Annotated in this window: 24 protein-coding genes; 21 read left to right on the top strand and 3 right to left on the bottom strand. The window is 47.4% G+C overall.

Annotation, left to right across the window (positions count from 1 at the left end; all coding sequences use genetic code 11):
• Positions 1 to 196 precede the first annotated feature (196 nt).
• The 7 genes from rny (at position 197) to pduL (ending at position 8,021) form a co-directional block, all read left to right on the top strand.
• Positions 197 to 1,741 (top strand): ribonuclease Y, encoded by a 1,545-nt coding sequence (rny, locus tag ABD014_RS13655; protein ID WP_343861886.1) that lies wholly within the window; start codon positions 197 to 199, stop codon positions 1,739 to 1,741.
• A 388-nt stretch (positions 1,742 to 2,129) separates the two neighbouring features.
• Entirely contained in the window at positions 2,130 to 2,945 is an 816-nt protein-coding gene (locus tag ABD014_RS13650) for a TIGR00282 family metallophosphoesterase (RefSeq protein ID WP_343861884.1), read from the top strand.
• 173 nt (positions 2,946 to 3,118) lie between these two features.
• On the top strand, positions 3,119 to 3,379 hold the full coding sequence (locus ABD014_RS13645; RefSeq protein ID WP_006286829.1) for a stage V sporulation protein S: 261 nt from the start codon (positions 3,119 to 3,121) through the stop codon (positions 3,377 to 3,379).
• Between the two features lie 115 nt (positions 3,380 to 3,494).
• Entirely contained in the window at positions 3,495 to 4,460 is a 966-nt protein-coding gene (locus tag ABD014_RS13640; protein WP_343861881.1) for a dipeptidase, read from the top strand.
• A gap of 236 nt (positions 4,461 to 4,696) precedes the next feature.
• Positions 4,697 to 6,472 carry a 2-oxoacid:acceptor oxidoreductase subunit alpha gene (locus ABD014_RS13635; protein ID WP_343861879.1) on the top strand — a complete coding sequence of 592 codons (1,776 nt, stop codon included), beginning with the start codon at positions 4,697 to 4,699 and terminating at the stop codon, positions 6,470 to 6,472.
• Positions 6,459 to 7,325 (top strand): 2-oxoacid:ferredoxin oxidoreductase subunit beta, encoded by an 867-nt coding sequence (locus tag ABD014_RS13630; protein ID WP_343861877.1) that lies wholly within the window; start codon positions 6,459 to 6,461, stop codon positions 7,323 to 7,325. The genes ABD014_RS13635 and ABD014_RS13630 overlap by 14 nt, the downstream gene beginning before the upstream one ends.
• Positions 7,326 to 7,448: 123 nt before the next feature.
• A complete protein-coding gene (gene pduL, locus ABD014_RS13625; RefSeq protein ID WP_343861875.1) occupies positions 7,449 to 8,021 on the top strand; it encodes a phosphate propanoyltransferase in 573 nt (190 codons plus the stop codon).
• A 90-nt stretch (positions 8,022 to 8,111) separates the two neighbouring features.
• On the opposite strand, the gene spoVAD is transcribed toward pduL, so the two are convergent.
• From spoVAD to ABD014_RS13610, 3 genes are read right to left on the bottom strand one after another with little or no spacing between them, the layout of a single operon-like run.
• A complete protein-coding gene (spoVAD, locus tag ABD014_RS13620) occupies positions 8,112 to 9,119 on the bottom strand; it encodes a stage V sporulation protein AD (RefSeq protein WP_343861873.1) in 1,008 nt (335 codons plus the stop codon).
• 2 nt (positions 9,120 to 9,121) lie between these two features.
• On the bottom strand, positions 9,122 to 9,610 hold the full coding sequence (spoVAC, locus tag ABD014_RS13615; protein WP_343861871.1) for a stage V sporulation protein AC: 489 nt from the start codon (positions 9,608 to 9,610) through the stop codon (positions 9,122 to 9,124).
• Between the two features lie 14 nt (positions 9,611 to 9,624).
• Positions 9,625 to 10,488 carry a DUF421 domain-containing protein gene (locus tag ABD014_RS13610; RefSeq protein WP_343861869.1) on the bottom strand — a complete coding sequence of 288 codons (864 nt, stop codon included), beginning with the start codon at positions 10,486 to 10,488 and terminating at the stop codon, positions 9,625 to 9,627.
• 201 nt (positions 10,489 to 10,689) lie between these two features.
• On the opposite strand from ABD014_RS13610, the gene ABD014_RS13605 reads away from it, so the two are divergent.
• The 14 genes from ABD014_RS13605 to ABD014_RS13540 all read left to right on the top strand — a co-directional run bounded on the left by ABD014_RS13605 (position 10,690) and on the right by ABD014_RS13540 (position 25,749).
• The gene (locus ABD014_RS13605; RefSeq protein ID WP_251407099.1) at positions 10,690 to 10,896 is read left to right on the top strand and encodes a DUF1657 domain-containing protein; all 207 of its coding nucleotides are present in this window, start codon (positions 10,690 to 10,692) and stop codon (positions 10,894 to 10,896) included.
• A gap of 256 nt (positions 10,897 to 11,152) precedes the next feature.
• Positions 11,153 to 12,706, top strand: a complete 1,554-nt coding sequence (gene miaB, locus ABD014_RS13600) for a tRNA (N6-isopentenyl adenosine(37)-C2)-methylthiotransferase MiaB (RefSeq protein ID WP_343861866.1) — start codon at positions 11,153 to 11,155, stop codon at positions 12,704 to 12,706.
• 131 nt (positions 12,707 to 12,837) lie between these two features.
• Positions 12,838 to 13,236: a YlbF/YmcA family competence regulator gene (locus ABD014_RS13595; RefSeq protein WP_343862132.1), complete on the top strand. Its 399-nt coding sequence runs from the start codon at positions 12,838 to 12,840 to the stop codon at positions 13,234 to 13,236.
• 105 nt (positions 13,237 to 13,341) lie between these two features.
• Entirely contained in the window at positions 13,342 to 13,734 is a 393-nt protein-coding gene (locus ABD014_RS13590) for a PaaI family thioesterase (RefSeq protein WP_343861863.1), read from the top strand.
• A gap of 400 nt (positions 13,735 to 14,134) precedes the next feature.
• Positions 14,135 to 14,920: an NUDIX domain-containing protein gene (locus ABD014_RS13585; RefSeq protein ID WP_343862130.1), complete on the top strand. Its 786-nt coding sequence runs from the start codon at positions 14,135 to 14,137 to the stop codon at positions 14,918 to 14,920.
• Positions 14,921 to 14,995: 75 nt separating this feature from the next.
• A complete protein-coding gene (locus tag ABD014_RS13580; RefSeq protein ID WP_343861861.1) occupies positions 14,996 to 16,459 on the top strand; it encodes a nicotinate phosphoribosyltransferase in 1,464 nt (487 codons plus the stop codon).
• Positions 16,460 to 16,766: 307 nt separating this feature from the next.
• Positions 16,767 to 17,774: a 2-oxoacid:acceptor oxidoreductase family protein gene (locus ABD014_RS13575; RefSeq protein WP_343861858.1), complete on the top strand. Its 1,008-nt coding sequence runs from the start codon at positions 16,767 to 16,769 to the stop codon at positions 17,772 to 17,774.
• A 27-nt stretch (positions 17,775 to 17,801) separates the two neighbouring features.
• Positions 17,802 to 20,108, top strand: a complete 2,307-nt coding sequence (locus ABD014_RS13570) for a thiamine pyrophosphate-dependent enzyme (protein ID WP_343861856.1) — start codon at positions 17,802 to 17,804, stop codon at positions 20,106 to 20,108.
• Between the two features lie 169 nt (positions 20,109 to 20,277).
• Positions 20,278 to 21,276 carry an acrylyl-CoA reductase family protein gene (locus ABD014_RS13565; protein ID WP_343861854.1) on the top strand — a complete coding sequence of 333 codons (999 nt, stop codon included), beginning with the start codon at positions 20,278 to 20,280 and terminating at the stop codon, positions 21,274 to 21,276.
• A gap of 234 nt (positions 21,277 to 21,510) precedes the next feature.
• On the top strand, positions 21,511 to 22,512 hold the full coding sequence (locus ABD014_RS13560; protein ID WP_343861852.1) for a Gfo/Idh/MocA family protein: 1,002 nt from the start codon (positions 21,511 to 21,513) through the stop codon (positions 22,510 to 22,512).
• An 18-nt stretch (positions 22,513 to 22,530) separates the two neighbouring features.
• Complete coding sequence (locus tag ABD014_RS13555) at positions 22,531 to 23,451, top strand: AraC family transcriptional regulator (protein WP_343861850.1); 921 nt, start codon at positions 22,531 to 22,533, stop codon at positions 23,449 to 23,451.
• Positions 23,452 to 23,468: 17 nt separating this feature from the next.
• Complete coding sequence (locus ABD014_RS13550; protein ID WP_343861848.1) at positions 23,469 to 24,551, top strand: Gfo/Idh/MocA family protein; 1,083 nt, start codon at positions 23,469 to 23,471, stop codon at positions 24,549 to 24,551.
• Positions 24,552 to 25,000: 449 nt separating this feature from the next.
• A complete protein-coding gene (locus ABD014_RS13545) occupies positions 25,001 to 25,174 on the top strand; it encodes a hypothetical protein (protein ID WP_343861846.1) in 174 nt (57 codons plus the stop codon).
• 17 nt (positions 25,175 to 25,191) lie between these two features.
• Entirely contained in the window at positions 25,192 to 25,749 is a 558-nt protein-coding gene (locus ABD014_RS13540) for a hypothetical protein (RefSeq protein WP_343861844.1), read from the top strand.
• Positions 25,750 to 25,859 lie beyond the last annotated feature (110 nt).

Genomic DNA, 25,859 nt, shown 5'->3' with positions numbered 1-25,859 from the left:
GATGGATCTGACTAGATTCTGTTCGCAATCATGGGGCCAAGATTCCGGCATTTTAACGGAATATTCATGCTGATTTGGCGTGATAGCCTTGTCTGAATCGGCAAGAAATCGATTCTTTGTATGATGATGAATGAAAACTGAAAACTAACAAGCATCCCAGGGAATGCCTTGGAGGAAACAGCGGGGAGGTGAACAGATGCCACAAGTAATCTGGACGATCATACTCGTTGCCGCCGCTTTATTCTTTGGGTTCGGGATCGGATATTTTATTCGCAAATCTCTTGCAGAAGCTAAAATTTCCAGTGCGGAACATGCTGCAAGTCAAATTTTGGAAAATGCGAAAAAAGACGCAGAAGCACTGAAAAAGGAAACGGTTCTTGAAGCGAAAGACGACATTCATAAACTTAGAACCGAAGCTGATAAAGACATTCGTGAACGTCGGAATGAAATTCAACGACAAGAAAGACGATTGTTGCAAAAAGAAGAGTCGCTGGATAAAAAAATTGAATCACTGGAACGTAAAGAAGAACAAGTAGCTGGCAAAGAGAAAAGAATTGAAGAAACCCAGCAACAGATTGATCTGCTCTATAAGAGTCAGGTTCAGGAGCTTGAGCGTATTTCCAATTTAAGTATGGAGGACGCCCGCACGATCATTCTTAATAATGTCGAGCAGGAAGTTCGCCATGAAACAGCTCAAATGATTAAGGACATTGAGTTGCAGGCGAAGGAAGAAGCCGATAAGAAATCCCGTGAAATCATTACACTAGCTATTCAGCGGTGTGCAGCTGATCACGTTGCTGAGACGACCGTCTCGGTAGTCGCTCTTCCGAATGAAGAGATGAAGGGCCGGATTATCGGACGTGAAGGCCGTAACATCAGAGCGCTGGAGACATTGACCGGTATTGACTTGATTATCGATGATACACCGGAAGCGGTTATTCTGTCAGGTTTTGATCCAATCCGTCGTGAGATTGCCCGCACAGCACTGGAGAAACTGGTAGCTGACGGACGAATTCACCCAGCACGGATCGAAGAGATGGTTGAGAAATCACGTCGTGAAGTGGACGAAAGAATTCGTGAATACGGTGAACAAGCAACATTTGAGGTTGGTGTTCACGCGCTGCACCCGGATTTAATCAAGATTTTGGGTCGTCTCAAGTTCCGGACAAGCTATGGTCAGAACGTGCTGAAGCACTCGATGGAAGTAGCTTACTTGGCCGGACTGATGGCAGCCGAGCTCGGCGAGGATATCGCGCTCGCCAAACGTGCCGGATTGTTGCATGACATCGGGAAAGCGCTGGATCATGAAGTGGAAGGATCTCATGTCGAAATCGGCGTGGAACTGGCGAAGAAGTATAAGGAACATCCGGTTGTTATCAACAGTATCGCTTCCCACCACGGAGATTGTGAAGCTACTTCGGTTATCGCTATGCTGGTTGGTGCGGCCGATGCATTGTCGGCAGCTAGACCTGGCGCTCGACGTGAAACGTTGGAAACCTATATCCGTCGTTTGGAGAAACTGGAAGAGATCTCGGAATCGTTCGAAGGTGTGGAGAAATCGTTCGCAATTCAGGCAGGCCGCGAGGTTCGTGTTATGGTGCAGCCTGAGAAGATCGATGATGCCGAAGCGTTCCGTCTGGCGCGTGACATTACGAAGAAGATTGAGAGTGAACTGGATTATCCGGGTCACATCAAGGTTACTGTCATTCGTGAGACGAGAGCGGTTGAATATGCGAAGTAAAGGTTATGCTGATGAAGTGGCCCCTCGTGGGCCGCTTTTTCATTGAAAGCTCTATATAGAGCTTCAATCGGTCCACTTGCATTAAGCAAAACCTATCATCACCACTCATGGATGAGCGGCCACGAAGTGTAGACAGGTCTATGAAAACTCTAACGAAACTACGTATCGTTATTTCCTTAATAACAATGGCAAAAAAAATCTAACGAAACGTCATATCGTTATTCAGGAGAAATCCCTGCTTTTAACCACTAATTTGCAAAAATAGCGATACCCAGTTTCGTTAAAAACCCCAGAAGCCCGTTTTGGGCTAAATAGCGATACCCAGTTTCGTTAAAAATCCATAGCGATACTCAGTTTCGTTAGAGGTTCTACTAAGAAACAGCGTTGTATGGAATGGAGGAGAGACATCATTAAACTTTTATTTATTGGAGATATTGTTGGCAGTACAGGTCGGAAAGCAGTGCGGGAATCGCTTCCTCGCTTAAAATCTAAATATAATCCTCACATTATTATCGCGAACGGGGAGAATGCGGCGTCTGGGCGCGGAATTACGGAGAAGATTGCTAAGGAATTTTTCGATCAAGGCATTCACGGCTTGACGATGGGTAATCATACTTGGGATAACAAGGAGATATTCGACTTTATTGACCGCGAGCCGCGTATGGTTCGCCCGGCTAACTTCCCACCAGGGACACCAGGGATTGGTCATACCGTCATTAAGGGGAATGGCAAGGAACTGGCTGTGGTCAATCTGATGGGCCGCACATTCTTGCCGGCAATCGATGATCCGTTCCGGGCTGCGGATGATATTATTGCTGAACTGTCGAAGAAGCATAAATGCATTATGGTTGATTTCCATGCCGAAGCGACATCGGAGAAGATTGCCATGGGCTGGTATTTAGACGGTAGAGCTTCCTTCGTCGTAGGTACACATACGCATGTGCAGAGCAATGACGATATTATTTTGCCGCAGGGTACCGCTTATTTGACAGATTCGGGCATGGTTGGATCACGCGAAGGCGTGCTCGGTATGGAGCGTTCGGCGGTGATCCGCAAGTTTACGACGCAGCTGCCGGTTCGGTTCCAGGTATGTGAAGGAAAATGGCATTTCCACGCTGTGTTCGTCGAGATCGACGAGGCCACCGGCAAAGCAAAAAAGATCGAGAAGATAAGAATGCTTGAGGATGAATGGTTCATGGAATAGCTGAAAAGAGATACATCTATAAAGTGAGAACTCAAAAAGATCGGTTTTCTTATCAAAAGCGGACTTTTTGAACTACCTCTAGGCACCTCCTAAAAAAGAAGGAATTATTTTGCTGCTCACGAATATCTTCTAAGTAGTGGAGTCAAACCATTATTCCCAGGGAGGTACTTACCATGGAAGTATTAAAAGTTTCAGCAAAATCCAATCCCAACTCCGTTGCCGGTGCTCTAGCTGGAGTTCTAAGAGAGCGTGGTGCTGCTGAACTTCAGGCTATTGGAGCGGGTGCTCTTAACCAGGCCATCAAGGCGGTAGCCATAGCCCGGGGATTCGTTGCACCAAGCGGCGTAGATCTGATATGCATTCCGGCTTTTACGGATATTGTGATTGATGGTGAAGATCGGACAGCGATCAAGCTCATAGTTGAACCTAGATAAGGTCTTTAGAGATGTAGGTGAACCTGTTTACTCATGAGTAGACAGGTTTTTTTGCTTTTTGGCTTAGAAATGAATATGAATAAGTAAGATTTGAAATATACTGAAAAATAGAGCAATGAAGGAGGGGGACGTATTGAAAATTGTTGACTTCCATTGTGACGTGCTTAGCAAAATACAGCTGGACCAAAGTCTGGACTTCAAATGTGATCATGAACTTGATGTCAATTTAGAGCGTATGGAGCAAGGAGGGGTGCAGCTGCAATGCTTTGCTATTTTCCTATCGGAGAAATTAGGTCCGCCGGGCATTGAACATATCATGGAACAGCTTGACCTATTTCAGGAGCGCATAGCATCCGAAGGTATCGGTCTTATTCGAAATACTGCGGATTTGGAACGTGTTGCAGCTTCAGGAGAGAAGGCCGGTATGCTCTCTATTGAAGGTGCGGATGGCCTAGAGGGAGATTTGTTCTATTTACGGCTCTGTTATGATCGGGGAGTGCGCTTTCTCGGTATTACCTGGAATTATGCGAATTGGGCTGCGGATGGTGTGATGGAGCTGCGGAATGGCGGTTTCACTCGTAAGGGGCTTGAGCTGGTGCAGGCCTGCCATGAACTAGGAATTATACTAGATGTATCTCATTTATCTCAGAAGGGCTTCTGGGAGCTGATAGAGCTGTCTGAGAGTGTAAAGCGACCTTTTATTGCCTCTCATTCGAATGCCTATCATATTTGCGCCCATGCCCGGAATTTGCACGATGAACAAATCAGAGCGATAATAGATAGCGGTGGCCGGATCGGTGTGACATTTGTTCCTTGGTTTGTAAAAGATAGCACGGTGGTTCATAGCGAGGATCTTCTGCCCCATCTCGATCATATTTGCCAGCTAGGCGGCGAAAAGCATATTATGTTTGGCTCCGATTTCGACGGAATTAATACCCATATCGATGATTTACGGCATGCAGGGGATTACTACAGATGGGTAGAGACCCTTCTCAAACACTATCCGGAAGAGCTTGTAAAGGGCTGGATGTCCAACAATGCACTGGAATTTATGCGAAAGTGGCTACCATCAGATAGGTAAGCGCTTTTATTAATCCAATTACGAGATCGTTATGATCGAAAACAACTATATGAAAAAGGGTGGAAAACGCTTGCTTTTTATATGTCTTCGACATAAAATTGACATGACTCTGAAACAGAATGTTCACAAGTGTCGCGGAAAAATGTGATAGTTAACATGTCGACGTTCTGGGAGTGCTATTATTATTTTAATTTTATATCTTTTATAGTGCGATACGATTAAAGGGGTGGGCGATCTTGATTAGTCAATTGTCTTGGAAGATCGGTGGACAGCAAGGCGAAGGGGTTGAAAGTACGGACCGGATTTTTTCGACAGCCTTGAATAGACTTGGTTATTATTTGTACGGATACCGTCATTTTTCCTCGCGTATTAAAGGTGGTCATACGAACAACAAAATCCGGATTAGTACCAAGCCGATTCGAGCTATTTCCGACGACTTGGACATCTTAGTCGCTTTTGACCAAGAAAGTATCGATTTGAATGCGCATGAGCTATGCAGCGGTGGAGTCATTGTTGCAGATGCCAAGTTTAATCCGTCTGTTCCTGAAGGAATCGATGCGAAGCTATTCCCTGTTCCAATTACGAGCATTGCTGAGGAACTGGGCACTTCGCTCATGAAGAATATGGTTGCTTCAGGCGCTTCTTGGGCCCTCTTGGGATTGCCGCTTGAAGTATTTAACAAAGCGGTTGAAGAGGAATTTGGCCGTAAGGGTCAAGCTATTGTGGACAAAAATATCGAAGCGGTGAAACGCGGTGCCGATTTTGTACTGGAGCTCGCCGGGGGACCTCTTGATAACTTCAAGCTGGAACCAGCTGACGGTAAGCAGAAACTGTTCATGATCGGTAATGATGCGATCGGGCTCGGTGCGCTTACGGCAGGCTGCCGAATCATGAGTGCTTATCCGATTACACCGGCTTCTGAAATTATGGAATATTTGATTAAGAAATTGCCTAAGTTTGGCGGTACTGTCGTTCAGACAGAGGATGAAATCGCGGCCATTACGATGGCTATCGGTTCGAACTATGCTGGTGTACGCTCTATGACTGCTTCAGCGGGCCCTGGCTTGTCGCTGATGATGGAGGCGATCGGACTTGCTGGGATGACCGAGACGCCGGTCGTTATCGTCGATACGCAGCGCGGCGGCCCTAGTACCGGGCTTCCAACAAAGCAGGAGCAGAGCGATATCAATGCTTTGATCTACGGAACGCATGGCGAAATTCCGAAGATCGTCATTGCACCGAGCTCGATCGAGGAATGCTTCTATGATACCGTTGAAGCGTTCAATCTGGCTGAGAAGTATCAGGTGCCGGTTATCGTGGCTACTGACCTGCAATTATCCTTGGGCAAGCAGTCCTGTGAAATGCTTGATTATAACAAGATTCAAATCGAACGCGGCTATATCGTGAAGGATATTCCGGAACGCGAAGATAAGAGTATGTTTAACCGTTATGCGGTTACGGACAATGGTATTTCTCCTCGGGTATTGCCTGGTGAGAAGAATGGCATTCACCATGTTACTGGTGTAGAACATGATGAAGCCGGACGTCCATCCGAGTCGACAGTCAACCGGAAGAGAATGATGGATAAACGACTGCGCAAGCTGGACGAACTGAAGATTACGAACCCGATTCATCTGCATTCCCCGCATGCTGAGCCTGATATTCTGATCGTAGGCATGGGCTCAACTGGCGGAACAATCGATCAAGCTCGTCTTCGCCTGAATGGTGAAGGAGTGACATCAAACCATATGACGGTACGCCAAATGCATCCGTTCCCAACGGAATTAATCCTTCCGGAAATTCAGAAGGCGAAGAAGGTTCTCGTATTTGAGAATAATGCGACGGGCCAATTGGCGAACCTGATGAAGCTGCATTGCGGCAACCATGATAAAATTCTGAATGCATTGAAATATGATGGCAGTCCGTTCCTGCCTTCGGAAGTATTCGAAGAATGCGCAAAGGCCGCCGGCTATAAACCGCACGAGGAGTTGGTACAAAATGGCAACCTTTAAGGAGTTCCGTAACAATATCAAACCTAACTGGTGTCCAGGTTGTGGAGATTTTTCAGTGCAGGCCGCGATTCAGCGCGCTGCAGCGAATGTGGGACTCGAACCAGAGAGCCTGGCTGTAATCTCAGGGATCGGCTGTTCCGGACGGATCTCTGGTTACATTAACGCGTATGGTCTCCATGGCATTCATGGCCGTGCCCTCCCCATCGCACAAGGCGTGAAGCTGGCTAACCGTGATCTAACGGTTATCGCTTCAGGCGGTGACGGTGATGGCTTCGCGATCGGTATCGGGCATACGATCCATGCGATCCGCAGGAATATTAATATGACTTACATCGTTATGGATAATCAAATTTATGGTCTGACGAAGGGGCAAACTTCACCCCGTAGTAGTGAGGGTTTCAAGACGAAGAGCACGCCGGAAGGTTCGATTGAATCGACGCTATCTCCGCTTGAGCTGGCGATTTCAGCAGGGGCGACTTTCGTGGCCCAATCATTCTCCAGCGATCTGAAGCAACTGACTTCCTTGATCGAACAAGGCATCCAGCATGAAGGCTTCTCGTTAATCAACGTATTCAGCCCGTGCGTAACCTTTAACAAGGTGAACACATACGATTGGTTCAAAGAACATATTACAAATCTCGACACGATGCCGGATTATGATCCTAGCAACCGCACGTTGGCAATGACGACGTTGATGGATACAGGTAGCATGATTACTGGTCTGATCTATCAGAACAAAGACAAGAAGTGCTATGAGGATCTGGTACATGGCTTTAAGCCAGAGCCGCTTGTGAATCAACCACTGGCATTAAGCGAAACTGAGTTTGACAATCTTGTTGCAGAATTCAGATAATTGGCGAAAAAGATGTTCGTAATTTACGGACATCTTTTTCTTTTTACGTGAAAAAGGTGTATAATAGGGGGCGATGTAGAACGTCACACCCGTGATAGAGAAAAAACGAGGAGTGTTTACAAAATGAGCAAGACTGTACCTGTCGGCGTATCAGCACGTCATATTCACTTAACACAAGAGCATATTGAAGCTTTGTTCGGACAAGGCTATCAGCTTACTGAGTTCAAGCCATTGTCCCAACCAGGACAATTCGCGTCTAACGAGACAGTAGCTGTCGTTGGACCGAAAGGCCAGTTTGACAAAGTACGTATTCTGGGACCTGCTCGTCCAGCATCCCAATTGGAAATTTCCCGTACGGATTCCTTCGCAATCGGTGTTAAGGCTCCGGTTCGCGAATCTGGTAAGATTGACGGAACACCTGGTATTAAAGTAGTGGGTCCTGCTGGCGAAGTTGAGCTGGAGCAAGGCGTTATCGTAGCAGCCCGTCATATCCACTTCCACACTTCCGATGCAGAGAAATGGGGCATCAAGGATAAAGATTTGCTGAAGGTTCGCTTCGGCGGAGAACGCGGTATGACTATGGAAAATGTCATCGCGCGTGTATCGGATTCCTTCGCACTTGATATGCATATCGATACAGATGAAGCGAATGCTGCTGGAGCCAAGAATGGCGATACTGCAGAAATCGTAGATTAATCATCAGTTATTATAGACAAGGGTCTCGCTCGATCGTACAGATCGGCGAGACCCTTTATTAATTTGCAGGGAGAATTTTGCAGGCTTGAATTAATTGCTTTCGATCGCTACGGCATGAGCGATACATGGAATGCTCTCTCCTTGCTGGAAGGAGAGGGGGGAAAGAAGAGCGCCGGTAGCAACGACAAGCAGTCGCTTCAGCTCTCCGCGCTTCATACGGTTCAGCAGATGGCCGTAAGTTACAACAGCGGAGCAGGCGCAGCCGCTTGCCCCAGCCTGAACATTCTGCTTGTCATAATTGTAGATCATCATTCCGCAGTCCTGATAGTCTGTCTGGTCGATCGGAAAGTTGTGGCGTTTGAACAGTTCCTTGGCGATCTCATAGCCAACTTTAGATAGATCGCCGGTGACGATCAGATCATAGTGCGAAGGCTCAATCTGCATATCACGGAAGTGAGCCTGGATTGTATCTACTGCTGCTGGTGCCATTGCAGCTCCCATATTAAAGGGGTCGGTAATTCCCATATCGATGACGCGACCGATTGTCGCGGAAGTTACTTTCGGACCGCTGCCTTCTAACGACAGGACCGCTGATCCTGAACCCGTGACTGTATATTGCGCAGTTGGCGGCTTCTGCGAGCCGTATTCCGTCGGATATCTGAACTGTTTCTCCGCACTGGCATTGTGGCTGCAGGTTCCGGCAAGCGCATACTTGGCACCGTTGTAGTTCACAATATATGCTGCCAAAGCGAGGCTCTCCATTGAAGTGGAGCAGGCCCCAAATACGCCTAGATAAGGGATATTGAGCGTCCGAGCTGCAAAGCTGCTGCTGATGATCTGGTTCATCAAATCGCCGCCGAAGTAGAACTGAATCTGATCTTTCGTCAGCCCAGCCTTCTCAATGGCTTTGCTGGCAGACTCTTCAAGCAAAGTTTTCTCTGCCTTTTCCCAACTCTCTTGTCCTAAGTACAGATCAGCATGAATGGTATCGAAGTCATTGACCAGAGGCCCCTGTCCCTCGAACGGCCCAACAATCGTGGCGCTGCTTATAATGGTTGGCTTATTCTCGAACACCCAGCTTTGATGGCCTTGTAGCATGATTAGTGACCTCCTCCAGCAAAATCAGGAATGAAGATAGCGTAGAATAAACCAACGATGAACGCGGCAAAGGTACCGAATACGATGACGGAACCTGCAAGCTTGAACATGCCGGCGCCAACCCCGAGAACTATTCCTTCTGCGCGATGTTCAAGTGCTGCCGAGGTCATCGAGTTGGCGAATCCGGTGACGGGTACGGCCGTGCCAGCCCCGGCCCATTGTGCGATTTTGTCATAGACGCCCATGCACGTCAGAATAACGGCGATCAGAACGAGGACCGCGACCGTTGGATTGGAGGCCGCCTTCTCGTCGAATCCTCCAAAAGTGATAAATGCCTGACGAATGCACTCACCGAGTAGGCAGATGACCCCACCGACCAAGAAAGCACGCAGACAGTTCTTGAATACCGGTCGTTTAGGCTCCATGGATGAAGCCAGACGCTGGTACTGTTGCTGCGTAGGTGTAAGCTTTTTATTTTTTGCTTTAGCCATATTACCCACTTCCTTTATTGTTGTATCAACAGTTGCCTCGTATCATCTATGATGAGCTGCAGTTGCTCGGAGCAGGTCGTGTATACTTGCTTGTTCGTCTCATTCTCTGTTGAGAGGGCGAACATTTCCAGATCCGCTTGGCATTTTTTGAGTGTTGCCAGGAGCAGTGGCTTCTCCTGCGGCTGTGGAATCTTGATTTTATCATCATACAGGTCAACATAGAGCTGACCGTACCCATCGACTTGGCCAACGTAGACGTTATCGAGGGTTACTCCCTGCTTCTCCAGTTCGGTATTTAGCCATTGTCGGCTTAATCCAGCCGTCGCCAAAGGTTCGTCCATCATTTTGCCGTCGAGGATGACCGTTTGCGGCTCAACTTCAGGCGGGATTCTAATTCCTAGATGCGCCGGTGTTATCGGCTGATACTCATCCTTCAGTAAGGCATTTACCTGGCCATCCGGTTCAATGACGGCATACTCAACTTGGGACAACTTAAATATGCTCTTTCTCCGAAGCTGTTCCATCAGTTCTTCATTGGTCAATTTTTCTTTCTTCAGATTGTCTTCAAGGACTTTACCGTCCTTAATAAGAACTGTACCCTTGCTGTCGATCACGTCTCGCGCTTTCTTGCTCTTCATCTGCAGAAACTCGATTCCTAGGGAGATGAAGAACCAGGTCACAATAGCGACAAGCGCGATGTACCAATCTTGATCGTGATTAATGGATAAGAAGGCTGCCAAGTCTCCTATTGTTATCCCCGTAACATATTCGAAGAAGGTTAATTGCGATAGCTGTCTTTTGCCAAGCAAACGGGTCATAAGGAACAGGACAAAAGCGGCCGATAAAGTCCTGACGATGATTTCCAACCACACGGGCATAACGAGAAGCTCCTTTCAGCATGCATCACAAATTGACATTCATTTATTAGACTTTTGAACATTCGTTGTATCCCAATTATGCGCATCTTGCGTTTTTTTACTAACACAAAATATGGCAAGAGGCAGAGATGCATCAGTCCGAGTGAATATGGCTAAATTAATGCTTGTTCAATTGATAATCTGAATAAGGTGGTGAACAAATTGACCGTAGCATCCCAAGTGAAGACAACTGTAGCTTCCTTGAAAAGCGCTCAGGCTAGCCTTGAGACGTTTGCACTCAGCACACAGAACCAGCAAGCCAAGCAACTGTTCACTAGTGCTGCTGAGCAAACTCAGCAAATTGTAACTCAATTAGATTCACGCGTAAAACAGTTGGAGCAAGAAGAGCCGCAGTATAAAGGTTTTTAATAGCTAAAAATAATGAAGAGAAGCTTCGTTCGTATCAGAACGAGGTTTCTTTTTCGTGGAATGGAAAGCATGCCTTGGGCGAATCACCATGCGCGGTATTGACAGGTTTATCCGTCACAGGAAATGGGACTTTTTCACGGGAACCCAGGTAGATAAGCACTATAAATCATGTTATAATTTAGTGTAATGCATTTTTATAAGGTTGCTGAACCTCTTGGGTACACACATAGATTGTAAAAGGGAGTGAGCCGACACCGTGGCTAAAGAAACCAAGGATTACTCCAAGTATTTTGATTTTTCGGACGCTAAAGTCATCTCGGAGGACGAACGAGGGAAGAAGATCAGAATCCGCGGACGAGAGATCCAAATCTTGTCGGAACCGAACAGCCGTATTGAGAAACAGCGTGGCAAGGAAGAGATCAAAGTGCTATATGACAATATGGTACCGGAGGAGCTTCGGCATATTGGACTCGGCAAGCACTATATGGTTTATACGTTTGGTTGCCAAATGAACGAGCATGACAGTGAGACGATCAAGGGTCTTCTCGAGCAGATGGGTTATCAGCCTACGGAGGATCGTAAGGAAGCGGACATTATTCTGTACAATACCTGTGCGATCCGTGAGAACGCTGAAGACAAAGTATTCGGTGAACTTGGTCATATGAAAGTGCTGAAGATGGAGAAGCCGGATTTACTGCTCGGCGTATGCGGCTGTATGTCACAGGAAGAGGGCGTTGTGAAACGGATCCTGCAGAAGCACGGTTTTGTAGATATGATCTTCGGTACGCATAATATTCACCGTCTGCCTTATTTGATTCAGGAAGCGCTGTTTAGTAAAGAGATGGTGGTCGAGGTCTGGTCCAAGGAAGGCGACATCATCGAGAACCTGCCAAAGAAACGCGAAGGCATGCGGGCTTGGGTGAACATTATGTACGGCTGTGATAAGTTCTGTACATATTGCATTGTTCCATTCACACGAGGGAAGGAGCGAAGCCGCAGGCCAGAGGATGTCATTGCTGAAGTGAGAGAACTGGCACGGCAGGGATTCAAGGAGATTACGCTGCTTGGTCAGAACGTGAATGCTTACGGCAAGGATTTTACCGATATCGATTATAGATTCGGGGATTTAATGGATGACATCCATAAGATCGACATTCCGCGCATTCGCTTCACGACTTCGCATCCGCGCGATTTCGATGATCATCTGATTGAAGTATTGGCGAAGGGCGGCAATCTGGTAGAGCATATTCATCTTCCGGTGCAGTCGGGTAGCAGTGCTGTACTGAAGAAGATGAGCCGTAAATATACTCGAGAGAGCTATTTGGAGCTCGTTGCGAAGATTAAGGCCGCAATTCCAAATGCAGTGCTGACAACGGACATCATCGTTGGCTTCCCAGGGGAGACGGATGAGCAGTTCGAGGAGACGCTATCCTTAGTTCGTGAAGTCGGTTTTGACTCGGCATTTACATTTATATATTCACCGCGGGAAGGTACACCGGCTGCGGTTATGGAAGATAATGTACCGATGGAAGTGAAGAAGCAGCGACTTCAGCGGCTGAATGATACGATCAACGAATACAGTCGCAAGTTTAATGATGCGCTTCGCGGTGAAATCGTTGAAGTGCTGGTTGAAGGGGAGAGCAAACGGAATTCGAATATTCTCTCCGGTCGCACGAGAACGAACAAGCTTGTTCATTTTGAAGGAAGCACCGATTTGATCGGCAAATTCGTCATGGTAGAAATCACAGAGCCTATGACCTGGTATATTAAGGGGAATATCTTACCGGAGAGCGTTACTTCCGTGTCCTAATTAGGCGATGAAATTCGCCTGAACGAATAAGAACTCTACTAACCGAAGGCATATGATAAGGAGGGAAAACCTTGACGCAGCAACATCAACAGCAGACCGATTGTGGCATTCCGAAGTTTGATTCCCGAGATATGGTTATTCGCGAAGATATTATGGCAAAAGCGAAGGAATTGGCCGCTTTGATCGGCACTAGCGAGGAAGTTCAACAATTTAAGAAAGCTGAGCAGCAAATTCAGAAGCATGAAAAGGTGCAAAGTTTAATTAGCGCCATTAAGAAGAAGCAGAAAGAAATCGTAGCATTCGAGAGCTTTCAGAACAAAGCAATGGTGGATAAGATCGAAGCTGAAATTTCAGCATTGCAGGATGAATTAGACAATATTCCACTCGTTACTGATTTTCAGCAAAGCCAGAGTGATATCAACTATTTGCTGCAGCTTGTCATTTCGGTAATAAGCGATACTGTGTCACAGAAGGTAAATGTAGAGACAGGAAGCGGAGAGCCGGCAACGACTTCCGGCTATGGAGATTAATGACGTAATAAGTCGGTGCGGAAGTGTGCTTCCGCACCTTTTTATTGATTGCTGAATCGGCGCCTTGAAGAGAAAAATACATAGAAAATAAGGAGGTAGCGATTCATGGATTGGTCAGAAATTATGCTGAAGGAGCAAATGAGCTTCTCAGGCAATTTGGGCATGAAATTCAATCGGATTGATAAAGAATGTGTGGAGCTGGAACTGGTGATCCAGGAGAAGCACTTAAACTATGTTGGCATCGTGCATGGAGGAGTTCTGTCCTCGCTGATGGATCAAGCGATGGGAACCCTGGTAGGCGCAATTAAGGGACGTCTGGGTGTAACGACGCATCTGAATGTTAATTTTCTGCATGCAGCTAAGGCGGGGGCCATCAGAACCTATGCTTATCCTGTACACGAGACTTTTCGTACTATGACCTGCCGCGCAGAAGTTCGTGACAGCAATGATGAACTATGCTGCGTAGCTACTGGAACATTCCGTTTGCCTCGCGAATAAGTCGATTGATGTAAGAAGCTATTGACAGAAGAATTACATTTAATCTTGTTAATTTTTAACGAGATCAATATAAATACGGATTTTCTATTATTTTTATTTTCGTCCTTAGGGTAGAATGATATATAAATATTTGTTCAAATAAATGTTCAAAATGCCAGTATTCAGCACCGAGAAGGTTGGATGAAGCTTAGGGACTGAGGAGTGGAGCGTACGTAGTAGGTACGTGAGCACCTGAGATGTTTCCGTAGGAAACATAACTTCGTAAGCATCTGCCTAGGCCCGGTTGAATTCAAGATTCGATGCCGAGTTACTTCTTGATTGACTTCGTGATCAAAAGTGGACTTTTGAACTACCTTAAAAGGGCGTTATCATTATGACTGATGTGGTGATGGTGATCGTGATGAGTAAAGAACAAGAGCAAGAGAGGGCCAAGGGCGTGATGGAGGTTAAGAAATATCGCACACCGGACGGAATTCCGGCGGATATCGTGATGTTTACTTTAACCCGTCAGGAGAGAAAGGCTTCGACCAAATCTTTGCCAAGGTTTGATCTGAAGGTCATGCTGATTCGCAGAAGAAGCTGGCCGTTTGCGGGTGCATGGGCATTGCCGGGGGGATTTTGCCAGGAGGATGAATCGCTGTACGAGACGGCGAGAAGAGAACTGAAGGAAGAGACCGGAGTTGACGGACATCACCTGGAATATCTCGGCGTCTACAGCAAGCCAGGCCGCGACCCTCGTGGGTGGATTATTTCACACGCTTTCTTCGCATTGGTTGAGGAATGGGTGATCGAGAAGCGGCAAGCTGCGGATGATGCCCAGGAAGTGGGTCTGTTCCCGGTGCGCGAGGCGCTTGATGAGCTACAGCTGGCTTTTGACCATCGTGAAATATTGCAGGATGCCTATTTAAGAATACAGCAGCAAATGCTGCATACGACAATTGCCAAGCAGTTTCTGCCACCGCATTTTACGCTCGGTGAACTGTATCAGGTGATTCAGACGGTTGTACCAGATTTTGCTGAGCTCAATTTTATTCGTAAAATCACCTCCACGCGGAGCAGGCAGGGGATTCTGGAAGAGGTTCACGACGAGAACGGCAAGCCGATGTTGTCCAACCAATATTCACAGCGTCCAGCTCAGCTCTACCGGTTTACGGATTTTACACCTCAGTTATCGATTTACACTTAGTTTTATAATAGGGCAGAGGGAGTATTTCACCTGCTGCCTTTTTTGTCATCAGGATTGATAGAGAGGACGAGGACCATGTACTGTACAGATATGGCGTTACATACGGATAAGTATCAAATCAATATGATCTATGCACACTGGCTGAATGGTACCCATCTGAAGCAAACCGTATTCGAAGCTTACTTCCGCAAGTTGCCGTTCGGAAATGGGTATGCGGTGTTTGCTGGGTTGGAGCGGATTGTGAACTATATATCCAGTTTGAAATTTACGGAAGAGGACCTCACCTATTTGGCAACGCAGGAGGAGAATTATCAGCCTGAGTTCCTGGACCTGCTGCGCAGCTTCCACTTTAGTGGCAATATCTATTCCTTTAAAGAGGGGGCTCTATGCTTCCCGAATGAGCCGCTGATTCGCGTGGAAGGCACAATTATGGAGACGCAGCTTGTGGAGACGGCGTTGCTTAATTTCATGAACTTCCAGACGCTGATCGCAACGAAGGCATCTCGCATTAAGCGGGTGGCTGAGAATGATATCTTGATGGAGTTCGGAACACGACGTGCTCAGGAAGCCGATGCGGCGATCTGGGGAGCAAGAGCCACGTATATCTCAGGATTTGATGCGACATCGAACCTGTTGGCTGGTAAAGTATTCGGTATCCCGACCAAAGGCACGCACGCGCATTCCTGGGTACAGATTTTCGATTCCGAGGAAGAGGCATTTGATATATATGCCAGGGCGCTGCCGGATCAAGTATCGCTATTAGTTGATACGTTCGATACGCTAGAGAGCGGTGTACCGAATGCAATCAAGACGGCACGTAAGCTTGAAGAGGCTGGCAAACGTCTCGGCAGCATCCGTATTGATAGCGGCGACCTTGCCTATCTGTCTATTAAGGCACGCAAGATGCTGGATGATGCTGGACTCCCTTACGTGAAGATCGTAGCCTCCAACGACTTGGACGAGAATACGATCTTTAACTTGAAGGCGCAAGGGGCCAGAATCGATTCCTGGGGAGTCGGGACACAACTCATAACGGCAGCAGACCAGCCGGCGCTCGGCGGAGTGTATAAGCTGGTGGAGCGCGAGTATAACGGCTTGATGGAGCCAACGATCAAGATCTCTGGCAATCCGGAGAAGGTTACTTCACCAGGCAAGAAGGATGTACTGCGGATTGTCAGCAAGGAGAGCTGCAAATGCATCGCCGATTACGTCTGTTTCCCGCATGAACAGCAGGCCCGGACGGGCGGCAATCTACGACTGTTCGATCCCGTGCATCCATATATTAAGAAGTCCGTGAAGAACTATGAGGCGATTCCAATGCTTCAACCGATTTTTGAGCAGGGGGAATTAGTCTATGACTTGCCTACACTGGAAGAGATTAAAGCCTATCATAAAGAGCAAGTCGACATGTTCTGGCCGGAATACCTACGCAAGTTAAATCCGGAAATCTACCGCGTCAGATTAAGTCAGGAGGCGTGGGAGCTTCGGCAGAGAATGATTGAGGAACGGCTTAGTGTACATGAGATAATAGAGGAATAATCTATTTATATTCTATGGCTGCTTGCAGGCGTTGTATTCGCTTGCGGCAGTCTTTTTTGCATGCCATTGAATTATTTCTCGGGAAAGCGCAAAAATCGATTTTTAAGGGACGAAATTCGACAATACTTAAATTTTGTGACAATTCCAGTAAAAAGGTCAAAATGAGATTGTCCATATGACATTTGTTACATTCGTCACACTGCTTCTGTGATAGATTGAAAAATTAAGTAAGGTCTATTTTTCTATGATATTAATTACTGATTAACGTCGTTATGATCTCGCAATTTGCGAAGAAGGGAGCTATGACGTGGCACAGTTACCGAAAAAGAATAAGCTTGGATTTTTTGAGATTCGTCTGGAATCCATTGGGGGATTAGGCGCTAATCTGGCTGGCAAAATGCTGGCGGAAGCTGGCGTAGAAGGAGCAGGCTTCAACGGAGTCAGCTTCTCGTCTTATGGTTCGGAGAAGAAGGGGTCGCCAGTTAAGGCGCATATCCGCTTCTGTGATCTGGATACTCCGATCCGGGATACCTCACCGGTAGAGCGTCCGCATATTGTTGGAATATTTCAGGAGGCGCTTGCCAAGACCGTAAATGTAATTAGCGGTATATATGAAGATAGCACGGTTCTTGTTAATTCAACGAAAACTCCACAAGAGCTAAAAGAGAAAATGAAATTAATCGGCGGAACGATCGCAGTGGTCGATGCTACGGGCATCGCGCTCGAAGAGAAGAACCGCGTAAATATGGCTATGTTGGGGGCTATGTTCAGACTCTGTCCGTTCCTTGATCCGCAGACGATGAAGGATGTTATCCGCAAGTCGCTGGAGAAGAAGTATCCTCAGACGGTTGCACCGGCTTTGGCTACCTTTGAGAGAGGCTATCAGGAAGTAACGTTCGAGACATTCGATCTTCCGGAAGGAGCAAGCATGCCGGAATTTGTACGGATGGACACGCCGGTGCTTGGCTACGAGACACAACCTATCGGCGGTATTATCTCAAATCCGGGCAATAGTATTTTGAAGGACTTGAGCATTTCCCGTTCAGGGATGATGCCGCATTTCGAGGCTGCTTCTTGTATTCATTGCGCCCAGTGCGACAATGTATGTCCTGATAATTGCTTCGTCTGGGAAGAACTTCCGGATAAGAAGGGCAGACCACAGATGTTTCTGAAGGGCATCGATTATCAATATTGCAAAGGCTGCCTGAAATGTATTCATGCTTGTCCTACAGACGCGCTCTCCAAAGCTCGTGAAGAAGAAGGCTATGCAGAGGAGCATCGCGTTCCGCATTTATTCGACCTGGCCATTCAATAAATCTGAAACAGAAAGGCGGTAACATTGATGGCAATCAATATGGAGAAGGAACAGAGATTAGCCAAGGTGGAAGAACGGATCGTATATGAATCCGGTAACGAGATGGCAGCATATGCCGCCCATCAGATTAATTATCATATCATGGGGTATTTTCCAATCTCACCATCGACAGAAGTGGCGCAATTTCTGGATTTGATGAAGGCGAATGGACAGCATGATATCAAGCTGATTCCATCTGACGGTGAGCATAGCTCGGCCGGGATCTGCTATGGTGCTTCCACGGCAGGCGGTCGTGTCTTTAATGCCACGAGTGCGAACGGTTATATGTATATGCTGGAGCAGATGAACGTGCAATCCGGCACCCGCTTCCCGATGGTCATGAACTTGGTCTGCCGTTCTATATCAGGTCCACTCGATATTCATGGCGACCATTCGGATTTGTATTTTGCCTTGAATACAGGCTGGCCTATTCTAATGTGCCGCGATCCGCAGGCTGTCTATGACATGAATATTCTGGCGCTTAAGCTTGCTGAGGATCCAGAGGTCAGATTGCCTGTTCTGGTCGCTTCGGACGGTTATTTCACATCCCACCAGAAGCGTCGTGTTCGCACGTTCGCACATAGTAAGGATGTACTGAAATTTGTAGGAGAGACTCCACCGGCAGGCTTTCCGGATACGCTGGACCGCAACCATCCGATCACGGTTGGACCTTATATGAATGAACCGGATTATATCAATAATAAATATCAGCAATCGGAAGCGATGTATAATGCCGAGAAAGTATTTGAGAGAATCGCTGGCGAATATGCGGAACTTACAGGTCGCGAATATCAAATGCTTGATATGTACCGGATGGAGGATGCTGAGGTTGCTGTATTCCTCATGAACTCGGCTTCGGAGATCATTAAGGATGTCGTTGATGAGCTGCGTTCGCAAGGCATCAAGGCGGGCTCCATTGCGCCGAATATGATCCGCCCGTTCCCGCAGAAGCAAATTGCTGAAGCGCTCAAGAATGTCAAGGCAATCACAGTTGGCGACCGTGCTGATTCCTTTGGTGCTCATGGCGGTAATATGGTGAATGAGATCAAGGCGGCTCTGTTTACTTACGGCAATCACTCAACGAAAGTGATCAGTCGTATTTACGGCCTTGGCGGCAAAGAGTTCTATGCTGAAGACGGACATAAGCTGTTCGAACTGGCGATTGAAGCAGCTGAGAAGAATAAAGTGGAAGTACCATTTGATTACTACGGACATACTCCTGGGGATAAGAGCAAAGAACCTCAACGTGTACTGAAGCCGATGAAGTTCGAGGATCTCAAGACCGGTCTGATTCAGGTGAAAATGAATGAAGAGACCGGCAAACTCGGCGTACGGATTCCACCACTGCGGGCCTTGACGAAGAAGCCGAAGCGGATTGCCCCTGGGCATGGCGCTTGTCCGGGATGTGGTATATTCTCTGGCCTGGAGTTGTTCTTCAAGGGGATTGAGGGCGACATAGTGGCGTTGTTCCATACAGGCTGTGCGATGGTCGTTACGACGGGTTACCCGTATTCATCACATAAGGCAACCTATATCCACAATCTGTTCCAGAATGGGGCAGCGACGCTGTCTGGCGTAGTTGAGATGTTCTGGGAGCGCAAGCGCAGAGGTGAACTGGATGAACTAGGACTGCAGGATGATTTCACCTTCGTTATGGTTACTGGCGACGGCGGCATGGACATCGGTATGGGACCAGCGATTGGCGCAGCATTGCGCGGACATCGTATGATCATTGTCGAATATGATAATGAAGGTTATATGAACACAGGTGCCCAGCTTTCCTACTCTACACCGCTCGGACATCGTACTTCGACTTCGAATATCGGTTCGGTGCAGAAGGGTAAAGTATTCCATCATAAAGATACGGCGCAAATTATGGCGGCGACGAATATCCCTTATGTGTTTACCGGTAGTGAAGCGTATCCGCAGGATCTGGTGAAGAAGGCTGCCAAAGCACAGTGGTATGCGCAAAATGAAGGACTCGTCTATGGCAAGATTCTGATCGCGTGCCCATTGAACTGGATAACTCCGGATGATGAAGGCACGAACATCGTGGATGCAGCGGTAAACTCCTGCTTCTTCCCGTTGTATGAGGTCGAGCATGGACAGACCACGATTACTTACGATCCAGAGGAGAAGAACAAGCGGGTTCCACTTACGGATTGGCTGAAGACAATGGGTAAGACGCGTCATCTGCTTAAGCCTGAAAATGCCGAAGCGTTAGCTGGATTCGAACAGGAAGTGGATCGTCGCTGGCAGATTCTGAAGGCCAAGCATGAGAATCCTCTCCTGTAATAACGGGAATTATTCCATAACGATATGAAGTAAAGCATGGAGCTGGAGATTGAAATATGCCACAATGAGCTGGTATATTTCAGTCTTCAGCTTTAATTGTTGTAAGATAGTAATAAATGATTATAGCTAATATTTACTTTTCCAAGATTGATCTAAGGAGGAGAATAGGATGGAGCAAGCATATAGAGCTTTTCGGGTTAATCAGGACGATCAGGGATTTCGGACGGGTATAGAGACGATCCGGATCGCGGACCTTCCTGATGGGGACGTAACGATCCGAGTTCACTATTCGAGTGTCAACTATAAGGATGGACTGGCCAGCATTCCGGATGGGAAAATAGTACGAAGCTACCCGATCACTCCGGGAATCGATCTGGCCGGTGAAGTGTTAGAGTCGATCGACAGTCGTTATCAGCCAGGGGATCTCGTGCTGTGCACCGGTTACGGACTTGGCGTAAGCCAGGACGGAGGACTGGCGGATATCGCCCGTGTACCTGGGGATTGGCTGGTGAAGGTACCTGAGGGGCTGACGCCTATGGAGACGATGGCTATCGGCACGGCTGGCTTCACAGCAGCCTTATCGGTAGAGCGACTCATTGCGAACGGACTCTCGCCTGACTTCGGTCCGGTTGTAGTTCTTGGTTCTTCTGGTGGCGTTGGAAGCATGGCGGTATCCATTCTAGGCAAGCTTGGTTACCATGTTATCGCCGTCACAGGAAAAGTGCAGGCCAGTGAGAAATTGCGTGCGCTCGGCGCCGCTGAGGTCATTAGCCGCGAGGAAGCCGTTGCTGGAGGGAAAGGGCCGCTGTCCAAGGAGCAATGGGCTGCTGTCGTTGATCCTGTGGGTGGTGCGGTGACAGGTGAAGTACTGAAGAAGATCAAATACGGCGGATCGGTTGCCATCTCCGGCTTAACTGGAGGCAATAAAATTGACACTACGGTATTTCCGTTCATCCTGCGCGGGGTGAATCTGCTTGGCATCGATTCGGTGCTATGTCCAATGCCGCTGCGCTCAAAATTGTGGCAGCAGCTAGCTGGTGAATGGAAGCCGGAGACGGCTCTCGCTCAAGGAGTCACTGAGCTTCCACTGGAACGGGTATCAGAGGCATTGACGACCGTCCTCGCTGGCCAAGCCGTGGGAAGACAGGTTATTAACCTCATGAAGTAATAATCCTAAGGATAGATAATCTAGCACAGTATAGAAGGAAGTAAAGTAAACAGATTAGGTGGATGGCTCCCACCTGATCTGTTTTTTTGTACAGTATGATGATGTATAGTTGGTATAACTTTGTCGCGATATTATATATAATTGTCGTATACTTTGACTTAAAAACAACGGTTTATTGTGGTAACTTAATAACTAGATGTCAGGAAATTATATATACTTGGGAGGCTGGAATAGATGACGATTCGAATAGGCAAGGCTAGTTACTGGCATGTTCACGCTTGGGATTATACACGCCAAGCCCAGGAGCACCCAGACACAGAGATCACAGCAGTTTGGGACGAAAATGAGCAACGCGGCCGGGAAGCGGCTGAACAACAAGGGGTTCCCTATTATGCGAAGCTTGATGAAATGCTGGCCAATCCGGAAATCGATGCAGTTATTGTAGATGCTCCAACCGATAGACATGAAGAGATAATTACCGCTGCTGCAAATGCAGGCAAGCATATTTTCACGGAGAAGGTGCTGGCTCCGACTGTTCAGGAAGCGGAACAAATTTTGAAAGTGATCGAGCGTAATCAAGTGAAGCTGACGGTTTCACTGCCACGCTTGAATGATGGTTATACGCTGGCTATTCAGGAAATTTTGAAGCAGGGCTTGTTAGGTCAGATCACTTATGTGCGCGTTCGTCTATCTCATAACGGTGCTATTGCTGGTTGGCTGCCAGAGCACTTCTATAATTTGCAGCAATGTGCTGGCGGGGCGTTGATCGATCTGGGCTGTCACCCGATGTATTTGACGCGTCTATTCCTGGACCAGGAGATTACTGGCGTAAGCGCAAACTTCGGCTATATTACAGGCAAAGAAGTTGAAGATAACGCCGTCGTTAGTCTGTACACAGCCTCGGGAGCGATCGGTGTCGTTGAGGCGGGGTTTGTAAATAGCCATTCTCCATTCTCTATCGAGGTTCATGGGACGGAAGGAACACTGATGTATGGAACGCCGGATGAGACGCTGCGGATCAGAAGTAACCGTGATCAGCTTGGAGAAGCTTGGCATGAGCGGCCAACCGGAAGCGATCGCGAGAGTGCATTTGAGCAGTGGGTGCAGCATATTCAGAAGGATACCCAGGCTGATGAGAATGTCAGCATAGCTCTGGAGTTGACCAGACTGATGGAGGCGGCAAATCGTTCGGCTAAGGAAGGCCGTGTAGTGCAGCCCGAGCAGCTAGGCGAGTAGAATATGGAGCCCAGGCTAGTGAATTCATTTCCGTATGAAGTCATGTTCGAGAAGAAGGACATGATGGAGAGATTGGAGATCATCGTCTCATGGGGTCATTATGAAATTCGTGTTCTACGATTTCATTTAACGTCGTTTGACGCCGGGCGGTTTATTGATTTCCACAATCACGCTGAGTTCGAATTCCACTTCATCCCAAGGGGCAAGGGAGCAGTTATTCTTGAGGATACCCCTTACTCCTTGGCTGAGGGTATGTTCTATTTAACGGGGCCCGGCGTGATGCACTATCAGGAGGCGTCGCCCGAAGAGGCGATGGATGAATTATGTCTCCATGTCGATATAGTCCCTAGATTTAAGAGTGACGTGGACCCATGGGAGGCAGCCGAAGCGGAAGAATGTATCGAGAAGCTGCGCCATTTGCCACACAAGCCAACGCAGGATACCCATAATGCGATGCACTGCTTCCTTGAGGCTTATGAGGCAGCGGATATGAAGTATCGGGGCTTCTACACCTCGATCAAGCAGTCTGTTATCAGCATTCTGCTTAAGGCCGCAAGGGCTTGGGACTCGGGCGATACCGGTGCCGAGGCGCCGATCCGCGATATGCTGGAGCATCGCTACCATTACGCTATTCAATATATTGAAGCGAACTATACGAACAATTTGACCCTGGACAACGTAGCCGAGAAGCTGAATATTAGTGCCCGGCAATTGCAGAGGGTGTTCAGAAGCATGGATGAGAACCGTCCATTTAGTAAAATAGTTGAAGACATCAGGCTGCGAGCTGTCTGCCGCAGACTGGAGGAGAGCAGTATGCCGATTGAGCAGGTCGCTCAGACCGAGGGCTTCTCGAATGCGACCTATCTGCATTCCGTATTCCGCAGACGCTTCGGCATGACGCCTGCAGCTTATCGCAAATGGAAGCAAGCTATTAACTAAGAATAGGGTGAGTATATATGAGTAAAGTATACCGGATCGGAATCGTAGGTTGTGGCGGTATTGCCAACGGCAAGCATATGCCAAGCCTGAGCAAGCTGGAAAATGTAGAAATGGTCGCATTCTGTGACATTATTCCTGAGCGGGCGGAGGAAGCTGCGGCCAAATTCGGAACGCCAGAAGCGAAGATCTATACGGATTATAAAGAGATGCTAGCAGAAGAGCAGCTTGATATTGTCCATGTTCTGACCCCAAATGACTCCCATGCTGATATTTCCATCGTAGCTTTGGAGAGCGGTCATCATGTCATGTGCGAGAAGCCGATGGCGAAGACAGCTGCCGATGCAAGAAGAATGGTTGAAGCAGCGAAGCGCAGCGGGAAGAAGCTGACGATTGGTTACAACAACCGCTTCCGGGCAGATAGCTGGTATATGAAGAAGCTGTGCGAGGAAGGGGAGCTTGGGGATATTTATTTCGCCAAGGCACACGCGATTCGCAGAAGAGCAGTACCGACTTGGGGCGTATTCCTAGACGAAGAGAAGCAGGGTGGAGGACCACTGATCGATATCGGCACCCATGCGCTCGATTTGACGCTGTGGATGATGGATAATTACAAGCCAAAGGTCGTTCTCGGTACGAAGTATCATGAACTGGCTAAGCGCGAGAATGCGGCAAATGCTTGGGGACCTTGGGACCCTGAGAAATTTACTGTTGAGGATTCGGCATTTGGTATGATCGTGATGGAGAACGGCGCTACGGTGATGCTCGAATCCAGCTGGGCGCTCAACTCGCTTGAAGTGGATGAGGCAAAATGCAGCCTCAGCGGAACGGAAGCCGGTGCGGATATGAAGGGCGGACTGCGCATTAATGGCGAGAAATTTAGCCGTCTGTACACCAATGAGATCGAGCTTGGCTCCGGCGGGGTAGCTTTCTATGACGGCCAAGCCGAGAATGCCTCCGACGTTGAAATGAGTAAGTGGATTGAAGCGATCGATCAGGATCTTGAGCCGGTCGTTACGCCGGAACAGGCCTGTGTTGTCTCGGAGATCCTTGAGGCGATTTACGAATCAGCTCGTACTGGCAAGGCCGTATATATGAACTAAAAGCAGTATTAATGAAAATTATAGTAGGAACGCATCGCTGTAGAAGTGGTGCGTTCTTTTTTTATGTACATGCTTGAATTGGAGTCTAACGGCATCTACTGGAGAGTGAGCATGAGACTACGTTTCGGCATGTGATAGCAGTTTGCTAACGAAACTGGGAAGCGTTATATTAGCCATAACAAGGCTAATTGGAATTTAACGAAACACCATATCGTTATATGGGTCGAAAAGGGGAAGTTTACGCTTTTTTTATATCAAATAGCGATACCCAGTTTCGTTAGATTTATTTTGAGCCTATTTTCGTCCCAATAGCGATACTGTGTTTCCTTAGAACAAATTTAGCATTGATAGATCTACAGAATACGCAGAGGCATACAGGAAAATATGGTACAATATTGAAAATTGGATGGAGGGACAACGAATATTTTGAAGAAAGAGGGAGGTTAAAGATGGATACTTCTGCATCGGTTTTAGGGATGATACTCCCTATTTTAATTATCGTATTCTATTTTTTGATCGCGGTGTTAGGTATTTATTGCCTTATCCTGTTCATTAAGCTGGCGCATCGTGGAATCAAGGCTCTGGACATTTATATTGCTGAGAAGAATAGAAGAAATCTCTAGCTTAAGGAGGGGGAAAGATGGGGAAGAACACTCTCCTCTTATTACTTTTACTCATAGTTGCAGGAGTGGTTTTTTCAGGCTGTGGAAGCGGAGAGAATTTACCTGCAAGTTCCGATAATTCTGAGGGCTCAACGGCTTCTCCATATGCACAACAGAGTAATCCAGATAAGGTTGAATCTATGTTCAGCGTTGAAATGATTATTCCATCGGATATACAAGTTAATGAGGCGTTTGAGATTGAAGGCTTGCTATGCAATAACAGTGATAAAGAAGTAGAGATTGTGCATGGAGCAGCAATGTTCACGTATGTTGTCTATAATCCGGATGGAGTCGAAGTACCGATCGAACGAGGAACATACACGATAAATGACATTGGAATTGGAGTTCTCCTGGAGCCAAACAGCAAGTACAGCTATGATGGAGGTGGACATATCAGCACGAAATTAAATGAAATCGTGCTTGAGCGGCCCGGCATTTATACAATTGTGGCTCAGGCTGAGTTCCACATTACAGGCAGTGGGGAAAACAGCGGGGTTAGCATCAAATCAGAACCTTATGAGATCGAGTTGAAGTAAGCGTAGGTGAACGGATTGATAAATTTAAAAACATATTGAGGTCATTGTTGGCTGAATGTATGTGGCCTGATGACGTACGGATATGAATATATGCACAGCTATCATCCAGC

The organism is Paenibacillus motobuensis, assembly GCF_039521865.1.
In the GTDB taxonomy this organism is placed as follows: domain Bacteria; phylum Bacillota; class Bacilli; order Paenibacillales; family Paenibacillaceae; genus Fontibacillus; species Fontibacillus motobuensis.
The sequence above is the reverse complement of the archived record's forward strand: the minus strand, read 5'-3'. Positions and strand labels throughout refer to the sequence as shown.

Excerpts from the sequence above, each read along its gene's own strand:
- ABD014_RS13570 (WP_343861856.1), top strand. The coding sequence starts at position 17,802 with ATGGCAATCAATATGGAGAAGGAACAGAGATTAGCCAAGGTGGAAGAA.
- ABD014_RS13565 (WP_343861854.1), top strand. The coding sequence starts at position 20,278 with ATGGAGCAAGCATATAGAGCTTTTCGGGTTAATCAGGACGATCAGGGA.
- ABD014_RS13650 (WP_343861884.1), top strand. The coding sequence starts at position 2,130 with ATGGAATGGAGGAGAGACATCATTAAACTTTTATTTATTGGAGATATT.
- pduL (WP_343861875.1), top strand. The coding sequence starts at position 7,449 with ATGAGCAAGACTGTACCTGTCGGCGTATCAGCACGTCATATTCACTTA.
- rny (WP_343861886.1), top strand. The coding sequence starts at position 197 with ATGCCACAAGTAATCTGGACGATCATACTCGTTGCCGCCGCTTTATTC.
- ABD014_RS13590 (WP_343861863.1), top strand. The coding sequence starts at position 13,342 with ATGGATTGGTCAGAAATTATGCTGAAGGAGCAAATGAGCTTCTCAGGC.
- spoVAD (WP_343861873.1), bottom strand. The coding sequence starts at position 9,119 with ATGCTACAAGGCCATCAAAGCTGGGTGTTCGAGAATAAGCCAACCATT.
- ABD014_RS13540 (WP_343861844.1), top strand. The coding sequence starts at position 25,192 with ATGGGGAAGAACACTCTCCTCTTATTACTTTTACTCATAGTTGCAGGA.
- ABD014_RS13550 (WP_343861848.1), top strand. The coding sequence starts at position 23,469 with ATGAGTAAAGTATACCGGATCGGAATCGTAGGTTGTGGCGGTATTGCC.
- ABD014_RS13560 (WP_343861852.1), top strand. The coding sequence starts at position 21,511 with ATGACGATTCGAATAGGCAAGGCTAGTTACTGGCATGTTCACGCTTGG.
- ABD014_RS13580 (WP_343861861.1), top strand. The coding sequence starts at position 14,996 with ATGTACTGTACAGATATGGCGTTACATACGGATAAGTATCAAATCAAT.
- ABD014_RS13630 (WP_343861877.1), top strand. The coding sequence starts at position 6,459 with ATGGCAACCTTTAAGGAGTTCCGTAACAATATCAAACCTAACTGGTGT.
- ABD014_RS13545 (WP_343861846.1), top strand. The coding sequence starts at position 25,001 with ATGGATACTTCTGCATCGGTTTTAGGGATGATACTCCCTATTTTAATT.
- ABD014_RS13645 (WP_006286829.1), top strand. The coding sequence starts at position 3,119 with ATGGAAGTATTAAAAGTTTCAGCAAAATCCAATCCCAACTCCGTTGCC.
- ABD014_RS13595 (WP_343862132.1), top strand. The coding sequence starts at position 12,838 with ATGGTTATTCGCGAAGATATTATGGCAAAAGCGAAGGAATTGGCCGCT.
- ABD014_RS13585 (WP_343862130.1), top strand. The coding sequence starts at position 14,135 with ATGAGTAAAGAACAAGAGCAAGAGAGGGCCAAGGGCGTGATGGAGGTT.
- ABD014_RS13610 (WP_343861869.1), bottom strand. The coding sequence starts at position 10,488 with ATGCCCGTGTGGTTGGAAATCATCGTCAGGACTTTATCGGCCGCTTTT.
- spoVAC (WP_343861871.1), bottom strand. The coding sequence starts at position 9,610 with ATGGCTAAAGCAAAAAATAAAAAGCTTACACCTACGCAGCAACAGTAC.
- ABD014_RS13640 (WP_343861881.1), top strand. The coding sequence starts at position 3,495 with ATGAAGGAGGGGGACGTATTGAAAATTGTTGACTTCCATTGTGACGTG.